Source organism: Gimesia algae, from assembly GCF_007746795.1.
GTDB classification, from domain to species: domain Bacteria; phylum Planctomycetota; class Planctomycetia; order Planctomycetales; family Planctomycetaceae; genus Gimesia; species Gimesia algae.
In genome coordinates this window covers 456,314-470,220 of record NZ_CP036343.1, presented here as the reverse complement: position 1 = coordinate 470,220, position 13,907 = coordinate 456,314, and the positions used below count along the sequence as shown (strand labels likewise).

Here is a 13,907-nt window from a genome sequence, read left to right as displayed (position 1 = left end):
ATTCACTTTCTCACAGGAGTAAACCATGCTTGACCGCCGACTGCATCGACGCGACTTCCTGGCTCAGACCCTGCTGTCGGGAACCCTTGCACTGGGAGCTAATCCGTTAAGCGCCAGCGAAAACAAACTGCCTGTGTTGGGACAGAACCAGTTTCAATATCGTCCCGTCGCCGGCTGGGGTGTCCTCGATGACAAAACGCCAGTCAAGAACTGTAGCGCCATGGTCGTTGATGCGCAGGGCCGGATTTATCTGCTCACCGATCATTTGGCGAATAATGTCATCGTTTATGACAAGGACGGAAAACTGATCAATAAGTGGGGCACGCGGTTTCCCGGCGCGCATGGCCTGCAGATCGTGAAAGAAAATGATCGGGAAGTGCTGTTCATCACCGACCTCAACCTGCACCGTGTTTTCAAAACGACGCTGGACGGCGAGATTCTGATGGAAGTGATCTATCCGAAGTCAACAGGCAAGTATGCCAGCGAGAAAGAGTTTCGTCCTGCCTGGACGCTGCATCTGCCTGACGGCGATTTCTTTGTACTCGACGGGTACGGTAAAGATTATATCATGCGTTACAACCGTGCGGGAAAAGTCCTGAATTATTTCGGCGGGCCGGAAGGGGGCATCGCGCACTGGGGACCGCACGGAGGCACTATCGATACTCGCGGTCCCGGCGAACCGGAACTGGTCATCGCGATGAGCGATCAACAGACGATCAAACGTCTTTCACTGGACGGAAAGCTGATTGAAGAAATCGCCCTGCCCGGTTCGAATCCCCGTATGATCCAGATTGTCGGCGAGCACATGTTCGTGCCCCACCTGGCGGACAACTGGCCGAAAGACCGCGACAGCCGCGGCTATATTTCGGTATTGGATCGCGACTACAAAATTGTCTCCAATATCGGCGGCACCCCGCCCCGCTATGTTGACGGAAAATTACAGCCCATGCGGCAACAGGGCAGCTTCTTTCAGCATCCCCACGACCTGCTCGTCGCAACCGACGGCGCGATCTATGTCCCCCAGTTCGCGTCCGGCAATACCTACCCGGTCAAACTGGTTCCTGAGACTTCCACATAAGATTACCCTGTAGATATGATGAACCGGCAAAAATACTTTCCAGTCAGAACGTTCAATCGAAAGCGCACCATGAAATACTTCAACGCAATCTGGATCACTTTACTGGTCTGTTTTATTCTGCAGGGAGACCCGGCAAGCGGAGCAGACAAGAGTTCGGGACACCCACTGTTGATTGGCTACGGCGAAGGGATCATGCAGTTGGACGAACAGAATCACATCGTCTGGCATTACCAGCCTCCGGACATCGAAACGGTCTATGATGCCTGGAAGCTGCCGAGCGGGAACGTACTGTTTTGTCATCGGTATGGTGTGCGGGAAGTGAACCCGGACAAAGAGACGGTGTGGGACTACAAAATCCCGCGGGAACCTGGCAAGCAGGAAATCAACTCCTGTCAGCCTCTGCCGGATGGAAAAGTGCTGATTCTCGACTGTGGCAATCAGAAATTGCTGGAAGTGGACCGACAGCAGAACGTGACGTTATCGATTGATCTGCCCGATGGCGGCAAGAATGTTCATAACCGTTATATGCAGGCCCGCAAGACGCCGCAGGGCACGTACCTGATTTCGTATCGCGACAATAAAGTGATTCTCGAACTCAACGCGGACGGCAAAGAGGTCTGGCGGTTTAAGCTGAACGAGAACGATCGCGCGTTCACCGCCATTCGGCTGGCAAACGGCCGCACACTGATCCCATGCATTGCATCGTACCGCATCATCGAAGTCGACCCGGACGGCAAGATCACCTGGGAGCTGGATAAGCAGGACGAACTGGGTTTCGAACTGTTGTATCCGGTCGGCGTACAGGTCCGCAAAAACGGGAACCTGGTAGTGATCAATTCCGATTATCATCATCGCAAAGGAATGAACAACGACATACAGGCGTTTGAAATCACCCGCGACAAACAAGTAATCTGGAGGCTGAAGAAATCCGATCTGGAAGAGGACGGGAAGGTCCCCGTCGTCGAACGCGGCACGAAGATGCCGTCGCATCACCTGCTCAGCATTCAGGTCCTGGGGGAGCCTGTGGAGCTGAAGTAGGTGTTTAAGAATGTGAAAACGATTTTTTGACTGAGTACATTTTCTCCCGGTGGGGATTAATGGGAAACCAGGTCAAGCTCAGCCTGGTCCGTGATGTTATCATAAATAACATTCCGAGCCAGCGGAAACTGATGCGAGCGACTTTCCAGAAAATGCATGAAGTAACCCGCGGTATTCGGGAAGACGATCAGGTCACCGATGCCCACGCCATGCGGAAACTGTAACTTGCGCAGACTCAACAACTCCGACTCGGTACAGTAAGCGCCGACGAGATAACCAGAAATACCTGCCGGCGTACGCGGGAGCAGGGAATCTTCTGTAGCAGGAATTAAGAAGGGGTCGACGAGAAAATCGTCACTACTCGTGCGGCACTGTGTGCGATTCATCGACAGTCCGATCAGCCAGTCGCCGCTCGGTTGCTGTTTCCGATACTCGACGCGTGCCGCCGTAAAACCACAGCCATCCAGTACGCTCCGGCCCGGTTCACACCGCAGTTGAATCTGCCGCTTTCGCAGCGAATCCGCAATCGTGCCTGCTTCGCTTTCTGATGTTAATATTTCTTCAAACCAGTCCGCCTGTACCAGACTTTGATAATAAGGATAACAGTTCGGCTTACCAATCAGTGTACCTTCCACCGGCGTCAGCCCCAATCCATGATTTCGATACGTAAGCGAATCTTCTTCTCCCAGCAGCGCCCGCCGATGGGTCTGCCAGAAGGTATCCCATTCTGTCTCCGATTCAAGATAGCGCATCGGAAACCCGCCGCCGATATCCAGGAACCGGACAGGAAATTCTCGGGACCGCAACTCATCGATCAGCGGCAGCAGCCGTTGAATGGCTGACAGACGCTGTGCCTGGCAGTAGCCGTCCAGATGAAAATGCACACCGATCAGATTCAAATACTGCAAGCTGTGGGGGGAGTCATGCTGAAGGTCCTGAAGCAGCGGCAGGATTTCATCAATATCAAACCCGAACCGGGAAGGTAGTTTCCTTCCCTGATGTTGAAAACCGCTGAGACGCACCGCGATATCGGCCCGGCGATTGACTTGTTCTGCCAGAATCACTGTCTGCATCAATTCATCGAGATGATCAACGGCGATGGTGACACCCGATTCGAGACACAGCCGCAGCAGCGCCTCCGATTTCACAGCAGCAGTGCAAATGATTTTTTCTCCAGGGATCTGGGACGCGAGTACCTGCTGCAGCTCCTGGATGCTGGCCGTATCAACGCCACATCCCAGTTCTTTTGCCGCTTCGACAAAGGCCAGGCACTTATTCGCTTTGCGGGCGAAATAGACATCGTAGTCGATTCCCTGAGCTTGCGCCACTTCATACAGCGCTGTCACGTTTCGCTGAAACGGTTCCGTGTTGAGCACATTCAAGGGGGAACCATGTTCCTGCACCAGCGCAGGGAGTGTCGTACTCTGGCAGAGTTCGGTGATCCAGGGTTCCAATTTTGCTGTCAGCGGCAACATTCCCCGACAGTAGCTGCGCACGTTACTTGTGAGCAAGTCTGAAGGAGCGGAGAATTCTGTCTCATGTTCTGCGGTTTTCATGTCTGCTTCCTATGAGCGATATGATCGCGGACACTGCGTGCCCATTGATCGGGGCAGGAATGGAGCTGGCGACTGAGGGTATCGTTCCCCAGTACACAACCTTCCGTGGGACGCCCGATGACAGCCAGTCCCTCTGTGATCTGCTCCTCCAGCTGGATCGGACGGGCTGCGCCATCAACGGCGATTCCCCCCGCGCCCAGCATCCGCCTGATCCAGCCTGAAGAAAGCAGTTTTTCCAATAGAGAGTTTTCCGAGAATTGATCACAGGCAGGGATGACCGCGTTGATCAATCGGTCCACTGATGTCCGTTTCCCCTCGGCTTCCAGTATCAGTCTATTCTGGTGTGGAACGAAATCAGACCGCAGGTATTCTAAATTGACAATGCCCGCTTCAATGAGTGCCATCAGTCGTCCTACATTTTCGGCGGGAGGACCAAATGCCAGTCGCTCCATCTCTTGCGCATCACGCTGAAAATCTGCCCAGCTGGTCAATGCCAGTCCGCCATAACTGATTCTGCGCACCAGCGCGGGGTACAGCTGTCGAAACGTTTCACCCAGTGCCCAGGCTTCGTCCGGCGCCTGCTGGCCTGTTGCAATGCGGTAAGACTGTTGCAGGCGCTCCCATGTTTCAGCAGGTGTAAAGATTCTGTTGCTCCAGTCCTGAAACCAGCGATTCAGTCCGACCATCGGAGTCTGCGTTCCTATCTGATGATCGGGAACCAGTGAGAGCAGCGCTTCTTCTGCTGTTTTCAAAATCACAGGCCAGATTGAGGTTTGAAAATCAAGACCTGCTGCGGGCTGTTTGAGTTTCAAAATACGAAGACGTCCCTGTTCCCAGATCTGCTCTCGTTCCGGGTTGCTCCGGAAATAACGACGATCTGGTTTAGCCAGCATCGGGTGTCCCGTCCGGGAAAAAGGCACGATCGACTGCACCTCATCCCCGGACGGAAGGTATTTCCACTGCCGGTTTTCACAACAGAATTTTCCGCCACGCCCTTCTGTTAATGCGAGGCAGGCGTCAATAAATGTCAAAGCAAAACCGCGTACGGCTACCGTGGATTGCGGGGGTATGCGTGCAGAGGACAACATCTGCTCCACGGGAAACACCTTTTCAATGATCTGTTCCGACTGCGAGAAGGAAGAAGGGGCTGCTCGCCAGCCTTCATGCCCCAGTGCCAGTAGAACTTCATCAAATGCGATTTCGTTGTCTGCGGTTTCGAGTAACCAGCGGTCCTCTGTTTTTTTGATACCAGTCACTTTCTCTGCAACCTGGTTCACGGTTACAAAATCAGGGAACAGCTGTATTGTTTTTTGAAATGCTGTCGCAAGATATTCGCCGACAATCGCCCGAGGCGCAAAGCCTCGCGGATCAGCGTGGTGAGGATATTTGTCTTGCAGCCATTCCACGAGTGTGGGAAATGATTGCGGATCACGCCGCCGCAGGGTCTCCGGCCAGACATTGATCAACTCGGAAGCAAAGTTCATGCGTAAATAATGCGGCTGTCGCGGATGATAAACGGCCCCGGCCCCCGGAAAGGGAGCTGGTTCAAAGACGGTGATCTGTACTTCCGACTGTTGACGCGAACGAGCCAGCTCATAAGCCAGCCGTTCCAGACAGTACATCCCCTTCGGACCACAACCTACAATAGCGATCTTGAAGGGAGCGGATGCAGCAGGTCGCATTTTTTTAACGGTATGTTGCCCCGTTTGAAGTGCCGTTATCATATCGTTGCATGTTCCTTCACATATTCGCGCAAATGTGGAGTGAAGCGAGACCCTCTCTGTACAGAAACCGTTCCAACCTGACTGGGCTGCTCGATTCGTGCCTGCAGTTCTTCTGTGGAACACCCCAGTTCTCTCTCCACCCATTGATCAGAAAAAATGGTATCGAGGTAACGGGTGCCCGAGTCATGCAAAATGGCGGCACACACTTTGGATCGCAATTCAGGAATCATCGAGCGAATCGCTTCCAGCACGCCGCCCGCTGATCCTCCTGCGAGAATCGCCTCATATTTAACCATGCGTCGGCAACCCACCACACAATCCAGATCGCTGACCCGTTTCACATCATCAAATTGCTGTCCTGCAGCTAATGCAGATACGTGACCTGCTCCCATTCCGGGGATCCGCCTGCGACCTGCCAGACCACCAAACAGCACACTCCCTTCAGCGTCGACGGCAATCACCTTAGTGTGGCGTCCCCGTTTTTTCAGGTAGTCCCGACAGCCACGTGCCGTACCAGTGCTGCTGGTTGCGACAAACAGATAATCGATTTCACCATTCAATGCTTCGTCGATTTCCTGAACCGTACCCTGTTCGTGAGAAAGCGGATTTTTCAAATTACTGTATTGGTTCGGCCAGTAAGAATCGGGAATCCCATTAATGAGTTCCATCACCCGGGCCAACCGTGCTTTGAGGTAAGCGCCTTGCAGAGGTCGCGTGACTCGTTCAATCACCGCCCCGTATGCCTGCATGATGGCAACGTTCTGCTCCTGGGCAAACGGGTCGACGACACAAATCAGAGGCAGACCAAAATAACAGCAGGCCTGTGCCAGACCGATGCCCATGTTACCGGAAGTGGATTCAATGATCGTGGTAGTTTTGTTGATCGCCCCGGAGCGGAGCGCATCTTCGATCATGGCGCAGGCGGGGCGGTCTTTGGCACTCCCCCCTGGATTGAATGCTTCGACTTTGGCGTATAGCTGAATATCATCTGTGCCCAGGTAGCGGCGTAAACGAATCAAAGGGGTGGAGCCAATGGCATCCAGAATCCCCTCGCATGGAACCTCGCTGGTGCTGTTATTCTGATTTATATTAATCATCGTTTTTCTCCGATATTACTGTTCATGAATGCCTGTAGATGAAGGCACCCTGTTCAAAAGCGAATTGCGTGCCAACTTCTAGTAAGCGGTGTTTTCGACAGAATCTGCGGATTATTCGGATTTTAAACGGGGGACAATTGAAGTGACTGAATGCTGAGCAACCACCCTGGTCGCCTGACTTTCATCGATTGCACCTACAGACATCTGTGCGTCTGGACTCGTGCTGCCCGAGCCTGACCCGGCTTGATAGTCGATAAGATAGATCAGGGTGATCCGTTTACGCGTCTGTTCAGACCGCGGTATAATGACAGCAAAGAGATGCTCGTAGAGACCTGCTTTAACATGAGTGGGAACAGAGTATCGTCTCGTCGTAGCGAGGAAATCCTGTGGATACGAATTCAACTCACTGTCAAAAATGCGTTGTTATATTAGCGGGTCCATTCTGGGGAATGATGCTGGGGATCCTCTTTCCCCTTGGCATGGCCGCCGCCGCTGATCCTGTCCCCCTCAAGACGAAGCTGGACAGTAAATCAAGTGCATGGAAATTTGTGGCCGGACAGTCGGATGAGTTCGATGGTGCTGAAGTCGATCGCGCGAAATGGAATATTGATACGCAGGACTTTGGACCATGGAGTTGGGAACCCCAGAACGTGACACAAAAGGAAGGCGCCCTGCATCTTCGTATGCTGCAGAAGGAACACCAGCGGGGAAAGCAGGTACTTTATTACACCTCCGGAATGGCGCGAAACGAGAAAACAATCACCTATGGATATTTTGAGGCCCGCGTCAAAGGCTGTTCTCGTTACCCGGGCGCGTGTCCGTCGTTCTGGCTTTACAGTATCGGGCCTCAAAATCGGTACCTGGCACAGGACGGTGAAACCGTTGCCTATTCAGAAATCGACGTTGTTGAGTTGCAGCAATGCGAATTTGATTTTAAGACGAAACAACACTTCCCCGTCACTCGTATCGACTGCAATCTACATACAACCCTGCTGAAAGCAGGCCAGCGGCAATGGGTCAGGCCACACAACCGCCCGGAACTCTGCAGCAACCATTTTGATTCTCCCTGGGATCCGCGCGCGGACTATCACGTCTACGCCGTAGAAAATTCACCGGACTGGATCGTGTGGTACATCGACGGGAACGAAGTCGCGCGCAAGCCGAACCTGTACTGGCATCTGCCAATGCACGTCACACTGTCATTAGGTCTGCGTTATCCGTTCGTCGCCTACAAAGAAGGGGAGCGTGTGCCCGTCCCGGATAAAACCACTGCAGCAGGTTTTCCAACGACCATGTCCGTAGATTATGTCCGAGTCTGGCAAAAGCCCGGTAATCCAGCAAAAAAAACGACCACTTCCTGGACAAAAGCCGAATACATCGCAATGGAAAAGGAGAAATGGGATAAGAATCACTGGCGGTGGGATCAGCGCAAAGTAGAATCTAATTTCGATCAGATAGACACAAACCGTGATGGGGTGGCCTCCGGGAAAGAGCGACAGGACTGGTATGCAAAGCAGGCCAAATCCGCGAAGCCACCTGAAAAGTGAATCGCTGACAGGCCATGCAGCAAGAGATCGAAAACAGTGATTGAAACGGCTTCTATCTGAATGGTGTCTGTCATTTTGTCTGTAATCTGATCTCAGCGGAAATCAGGACTATCTTTTACACCAGACCCGGTGATAATGCATTCCACACTCACTTGGTCCACAGGTCTGATCCCAGATTGAGTCAACCGCTGTCTGCTTCTGAATCCTGCCCGCGGAATCGGAAACATTGGTATCCATTTTGGAAATCGCTCATTATGTGGCTGCACGCTTCCTGCTTACTCGACTTCAATATCCCCGTAGAGACCCCGTTTCTACTCATGCTGCGTCCCCGCAGTGGGGATCAGCAATGGGTGGCTCGTGAGCAGTATATGCTGACCCCCAGTGTCTCTGCTGTTGAATTCACCGATCCATTCGGGAATCTCTGTCAACGACTGGTGGCACCTGCCGGCTCATTTTCGGTTCAGACAGCGTTTGATATTCAAGTCGCCGACTCCTCTGATGCGTCGCCCGGTGCCTTCTTTATTCCCGTCGAAGAGTTACCCGAAGACACACTCCCTTTCCTGCTGCCCAGCCGCTACTGTGAATCTGATCGCTTCACACAGATGGCATCCTCACTCGTGGAAGGAGTCGCCCCTGGCTACGACCAGTGCAACAAAATAGTCGATTACATTCGCGCGAACATCAAATATGCGCCCGGCGAGGGACAGGAAATCATCAGCGCCTGTGAAGTCAATGAAAGAACACAGGCGGTCTGCCGCGATATGGCTCACCTGGGAATTGCCTGCTGTCGCGCTCTGTCGATTCCCGCGCGGCTGGTCGTCGGATATCTGGAAACGCTGCAGCCGATGGATCTGCATGCCTGGTTTGAAGCCTATGTGGGCGGACGCTGGTATACGTTCGATCCGACTCAGGACAACCTGAACGGGGGACGGGTGGCTATTGCCTACGGTCGCGATGCAGCTGACGTTGCAGTCTACACACAATTCGGCGATCCGGTTGAACTGTTGAATATGAATGTCAGCGTCGAGCAGATCTCCCCGCCTCAATATTGAAATTCACTTGATCTGCGGAAGCTTCATTGCAGCGTTCTGTTTCGTTCCACGGACCTCAGAAAGATAGCCGGTAATTCCCTCCTGCCGAGAGGCAATCTGAGTTTTTCCCTTCACGCAACGCTTCAACACCAGACACCATCTGCTCAGTAATCCACTTATAAACTACATGGGAATTCCTCCTTATTTCAGTTGTTTTTTGCGGGTTATAAAGGCTTGTTATTCAGAGTAAGCCTATCAGGTGACTGGTATCGGTAATTCAATTGAAATATCCGACACACCGGGAATTGCAAAATATGATTGTGTATCAACCACATTCTATTTTCATTCCTGCAGAAATCGAACGGACTTCTGCTTTCCAGTTTTAGAAAAACATATGAACGTCAGCAGTCTCAACCTGTCTCCACCCCGACAACAGAGCGGGAACCAGCGCTCACAGCCCGGGCAAAGGAATGTGAGAACTCTGGCACTGCCGGCTTTGGCACTGCTCTGGTTGAGTGCTGTCGTTTATGGAATGTTTCTCCTCTGGCAGTACCAGTCGACACCGGGTGAAGAACCGCTGACAACCGCAGTCTGGCCTGACGAGAGTCAGATGACCTGCAATTCAATGCGACCGACGCTGGTGATGTTTGCTCATCCCCGCTGTCCGTGTACCACTGCCAGCCTGAACGAACTGGCAAAAATCATGACACTTGGACCGGAACGGGTTGATGCACGGATTGTTTTTTTCAAATCTTCGGCATTTCCAGAGGGCTGGGAAAAGGCGGATCTCTGGAAGACCGCTTCCGCGATTCCAGGGGTGACGGTTTGCAGTGATGCTGATGGTAAAACCGCCAGGTTGTTTAACGCGACAACTTCCGGTTACGTACTGCTCTACGATACGCAAGGCAAACTACTGTTCCATGGAGGCATCACAGGCTCAAGAGGACATTCCGGTGATAATGCTGGCAGATCTGCCATTGAATCGATTCTGTTATCTGGAACAGCAGAGCGACAGGAAACGTTCGCATTTGGATGCCCGTTGCTCGGAGAGCATTCGGTATCTGAACAGGAGGGACAACGATGTCGTTATCCATTCTGACCAAGCCCTGTCTGCCCACTGAGTCTCAAAGAGCAGAAGAACTGTTTCGGGAAAATCAGCGTGATCTGTATCAGAGAACGGACCGATTGTTTGCCTGCCTGATGATCGTGCAGTGGCTGGCAGCAATGGCCGCTGCCTTCTGGATTACACCCCGAACATGGATCGGCAGCAATAGCGAAGTACATCTGCATGTCTGGGCGGCCTGTCTGCTGGGCGGACTGATTACGCTGTTCCCCGTCATGCTGACTCTGTTACGTCCCGGTACGATTTTAAGCAGACACGTCATCGCGATCAGCCAGATGCTGACTTCTTCCCTGCTTGTCCATCTGAGTGGGGGCCGGATTGAAACGCACTTTCACATTTTCGGATCGCTGGCATTTCTGGCATTCTACCGTGACTGGCGTGTACTGATCACCGCAACGTCAGTCGTCATCATCGACCATTCCATATTGGGATTATTTTACCCACAGGCGATCTTCGGGGTGCTGACAGCTAATCCGTGGCGGATTGTAGAACATGGCGCCTGGGTCATTTTCGAGGACCTGTTCCTGTTCATCGCGATTCACCAGAGTTTAAGGGAATTGAAAGCGATGGCGCGGCAGCGTGCCGTTCTGGAGGAGACAAAAGCCGATGTGGAATCAGAGGTACAACATCGGACCCGTGAACTGCATACAGCGAACAGGATGATCTCTGAGAAAAACCACGTTCTCGAACAAATAACGATGGAATTAAAACAGCAGGCGCAGGAACTGCGGGCGGCCAAAGACTCAGCCGAGGCTGCAAACCGGTCCAAGAGCGCCTTCCTGGCAAACATGAGTCACGAAATCCGGACCCCCATGAATGCCATCCTCGGATTTAATGACATTCTACTGGACGGTGTCAGCGAGCCGGAAAACATTCAAGCCGCACGCACCGTTAAAGAAAATGGTCAGTATCTGCTCCGGCTCATTAATGATATTCTGGATCTCTCCAAAATCGAAGCAGAGAAAATGGAAGTCGAGCACGTGAATTGCTCCCCGCATACCTTGCTCAATAATATTTATTCGCTGATGAATGTTCGCGCCCTCGAGAAGGGCTTGCCTTTGAATTTTCAGATCGATGGTCCGATCCCCGAAACGATTAATACAGACCCGACCCGCTTGCGGCAGATTTTGATTAATACCATCGGCAACGCCATCAAGTTCACGGAATCCGGAGCAGTGAATGTCGTCGCCCGTCTGATCGACCTGCCAGATCAAACTGCCCGCATGCAATTTAATGTCACCGATTCAGGGATTGGAATTGAAAGCACAAGCCTTGAATCTCTATTCAAGCCCTTTACCCAGGCTGATGGATCCATGACGCGTAAATTTGGAGGCACGGGACTGGGACTGACCATCAGTAAACGCTTGACCGAATTACTCGGCGGTGAAATCACGGTGACCAGTGACCCCGGAAAAGGGAGTACTTTTTCGATCACCATCGAAACCGGATCACTGGAAAATGTTGCTCTGATCGACTCGCGTCCATTCCAGATTCTTACTGAAACAGAAATTCCTCAGAACAAAGTATTCGATGGTCTGCCTCTGAAAAATGGTCGTTTCCTGTTGACCGAAGACGGACTCGACAATCAGAAATTGATCAGTTTTATCCTGAATAAAGCGGGAGCAGAGACTACGATTGCTGAAAACGGGCAGACCTCATTTGATCTGGCCATGGCAGCCGTCGAGGCAGGAGAACCATTTGATGCCATTCTGATGGATATGCAGATGCCCGTTTTGGACGGTTATCAGGCAACGAGAAAATTGAGAGCAGCCCACTACCACGAACCTATCATTGCTTTAACCGCCCACGCCATGCGCGGCGATCGACAGAAATGCCTGGATGCCGGCTGCGATGACTATCTCACCAAACCCATCGACCGCAGAAAACTGGTCGAAATGCTCGCCAGTTATAAGCGTCACGTAGCGCAAAATCTGACAACGACCCCAACAGAGCTCTCGTGAGAAAAAACTTCATTCAGCCAATCGTCGTCGACACTCTGCCAGTAATTCCTCTGCACTCTGCTGCCCGGTCGTTCCCAGCCATTGACTGGAAACCACAATGCTGAGGTCCTCCGCAGCGCGGGTATAGTCTGCCTCAGCAAAATAAGCCTGCCCCCGAAACCAATACGCTTCCGCCAGAAAGTGAGCAGGCAGTCGGTGCTCGCTCCCCTGCTCGATCACAGTCGTCAGTTCACCAATTGCTAATTCATGTCGTTTCTGTTCTGCATAAATCCTACCGCGACACAGCAATGCACTGAGCAGCATGCCCGTCGGCAGTCCCTCCCGTGACTCGATGATCACAGTATAATCCGAGACCGCTGCTTCCAACTCTCCCTGAACAGCAAAACTTTCTCCCCGCATCGCAGAAGCCTGGGCAACCAGTTCAGCGGAAACCTCACCGCGATATTCTACTATCCGGGTCATGTCGCTTATTAATCGCTCATGTTCGCCAAGACGCTGATAAACAGATCCCCGATAATACAAAGCCAGGCCCATCAGTTCGACATCTTCAGCCACGGCGCTGTCGATCACCTGACTATAGTCGGCGAGCGCCTGATCCAGTTGCCCCTGGGTATGAAATTCGATGCCACGCTTGAGGACGGCGTTATGATTCATAGTGATAGGAACTCTCAAATATCAAAGCTGGTACAACTCATAACCGGCACTGCAGGGAGTCCCCCGCGAAACTAACATCCGCCGTTGTTCCGGTTCGATGATCACGGAAAAAACAGTCTGCCAGTAACCGGTGTCTACATCATCGTTCACATGCCGACATAACGACCGCGGGTATCCCTCGTGATCGGTGAGCGCTGCCTTGATGTCGTCGATGCTGATTTCAGTACCACATGCCTGCAACAGGGAATCGATGCGTGCTTTCCGGGGATGTGAGCCGATCAGCTCGGGGAACTGCTCGTTATATTTACAGAGTTCCGGGTGCAGACAATGATTGGTATGCGTGATCCAGCTTGTTTCCTCGGGTCTCAAAACCTGCACGGTTTCCAGGGTCACTTCCAGGTCCGCGGGCCCTTCCGGAGTCGTCAGCATGATATTTGCCGGGATCGCCCGCTCGGCCCGACGAATTGTCTGGACCGCTGCTTCCAGACTGGTGGACTCATACAGTTCGCGTAACGTGAAGTAGTGGGGCACTCCAGTAGAGCGACTGGGAGCCGGCAGACTGTTCAGACAGGCCCCGATGCCCGCATCGTTGAACCCGATATACGAAATCAATCCCGCCTGCGTCACCGTCATCAGCGCCGGTTTTCCTGTGGGTCGGCGTGTGAGTACGATCGTAAACGGATCAAGGGCCGGATCGTTGTCCCAGTTCTGCGCGACAATCGGTCCCCGCGTAGAAGTGGCCGGCAGACTGAGCGCGGTGCAGCCGGCATCCGCATCGGGAGTAAATTGATTGCGAATCTGCAGCAGCATGATTTTCCAGAAAGGGAGGTCCGTCGCTTCCGCGATGCCACGCAGCTCTGCAATCGAATCGGAACTGTATTTTTCCGCATACGGTATACAATGCTCCGCATGCGCCCGCGCCTGTGCGCTGCTGACCTGCATTGTCTCCCGCAGCCGGTCCAGAGCCAGCTCACAAAACGCGGCAATCTCCTCCCGCGCCGCTTCCCCGGTCTGCCGCCCCATTTCCAGCGGCAAACCAGCGACTTCAATCTCACGATACCGGGCTGAGTCAGGCATAGTTACACAGCTTGTTTTCCT

Annotated in this window: 11 protein-coding genes; 6 read left to right on the top strand and 5 right to left on the bottom strand. The window is 52.8% G+C overall.

What is annotated here, in order from left to right; translation table 11 throughout:
• The first annotated feature begins 25 nt into the window (after window positions 1–25).
• Together Pan161_RS01715 and Pan161_RS01710 are read left to right on the top strand one after the other, a co-directional pair.
• The gene (locus Pan161_RS01715) at window positions 26–1,078 is read left to right on the top strand and encodes an NHL repeat-containing protein (protein ID WP_145223884.1); all 1,053 of its coding nucleotides are present in this window, start codon (window positions 26–28) and stop codon (window positions 1,076–1,078) included.
• A 69-nt stretch (window positions 1,079–1,147) separates the two neighbouring features.
• Window positions 1,148–2,116, top strand: coding sequence for a beta-propeller domain-containing protein (locus tag Pan161_RS01710; RefSeq protein WP_145223883.1), 969 nt, complete (start codon window positions 1,148–1,150; stop codon window positions 2,114–2,116).
• A gap of 56 nt (window positions 2,117–2,172) precedes the next feature.
• Here Pan161_RS01710 and Pan161_RS01705 read toward each other — a convergent pair whose 3' ends face one another.
• The 3 genes from Pan161_RS01705 to sbnA are packed head-to-tail and all read right to left on the bottom strand — an operon-like array spanning window position 2,173 to window position 6,493.
• Entirely contained in the window at window positions 2,173–3,672 is a 1,500-nt protein-coding gene (locus tag Pan161_RS01705; RefSeq protein WP_197995645.1) for a Y4yA family PLP-dependent enzyme, read from the bottom strand.
• On the bottom strand, window positions 3,669–5,396 hold the full coding sequence (locus Pan161_RS01700) for an FAD/NAD(P)-binding protein (RefSeq protein WP_145223882.1): 1,728 nt from the start codon (window positions 5,394–5,396) through the stop codon (window positions 3,669–3,671). The genes Pan161_RS01705 and Pan161_RS01700 overlap by 4 nt, the downstream gene beginning before the upstream one ends.
• On the bottom strand, window positions 5,393–6,493 hold the full coding sequence (gene sbnA, locus Pan161_RS01695; protein WP_145223881.1) for a 2,3-diaminopropionate biosynthesis protein SbnA: 1,101 nt from the start codon (window positions 6,491–6,493) through the stop codon (window positions 5,393–5,395). The genes Pan161_RS01700 and sbnA overlap by 4 nt, the downstream gene beginning before the upstream one ends.
• A gap of 386 nt (window positions 6,494–6,879) precedes the next feature.
• Between sbnA and Pan161_RS01690 the strand changes: the two genes are divergently transcribed.
• From Pan161_RS01690 to Pan161_RS01675, 4 genes are all read left to right on the top strand, one after another.
• Window positions 6,880–8,040: a kappa-carrageenase gene (locus Pan161_RS01690; protein WP_197995644.1), complete on the top strand. Its 1,161-nt coding sequence runs from the start codon at window positions 6,880–6,882 to the stop codon at window positions 8,038–8,040.
• A gap of 254 nt (window positions 8,041–8,294) precedes the next feature.
• Complete coding sequence (locus tag Pan161_RS01685; protein WP_145223880.1) at window positions 8,295–9,092, top strand: transglutaminase domain-containing protein; 798 nt, start codon at window positions 8,295–8,297, stop codon at window positions 9,090–9,092.
• 373 nt (window positions 9,093–9,465) lie between these two features.
• A complete protein-coding gene (locus Pan161_RS01680) occupies window positions 9,466–10,170 on the top strand; it encodes a thioredoxin domain-containing protein (RefSeq protein WP_145223879.1) in 705 nt (234 codons plus the stop codon).
• The gene (locus tag Pan161_RS01675; protein ID WP_145223878.1) at window positions 10,152–12,155 is read left to right on the top strand and encodes an ATP-binding protein; all 2,004 of its coding nucleotides are present in this window, start codon (window positions 10,152–10,154) and stop codon (window positions 12,153–12,155) included. The genes Pan161_RS01680 and Pan161_RS01675 overlap by 19 nt, the downstream gene beginning before the upstream one ends.
• 9 nt (window positions 12,156–12,164) lie before the next feature.
• Here Pan161_RS01675 and Pan161_RS01670 read toward each other — a convergent pair whose 3' ends face one another.
• Together Pan161_RS01670 and Pan161_RS01665 are read right to left on the bottom strand one after the other, a co-directional pair.
• A complete protein-coding gene (locus tag Pan161_RS01670) occupies window positions 12,165–12,809 on the bottom strand; it encodes a tetratricopeptide repeat protein (protein ID WP_145223877.1) in 645 nt (214 codons plus the stop codon).
• Window positions 12,810–12,830: 21 nt separating this feature from the next.
• The gene (locus Pan161_RS01665; protein ID WP_145223876.1) at window positions 12,831–13,886 is read right to left on the bottom strand and encodes a C45 family autoproteolytic acyltransferase/hydolase; all 1,056 of its coding nucleotides are present in this window, start codon (window positions 13,884–13,886) and stop codon (window positions 12,831–12,833) included.
• Window positions 13,887–13,907: the final 21 nt, after the last annotated feature.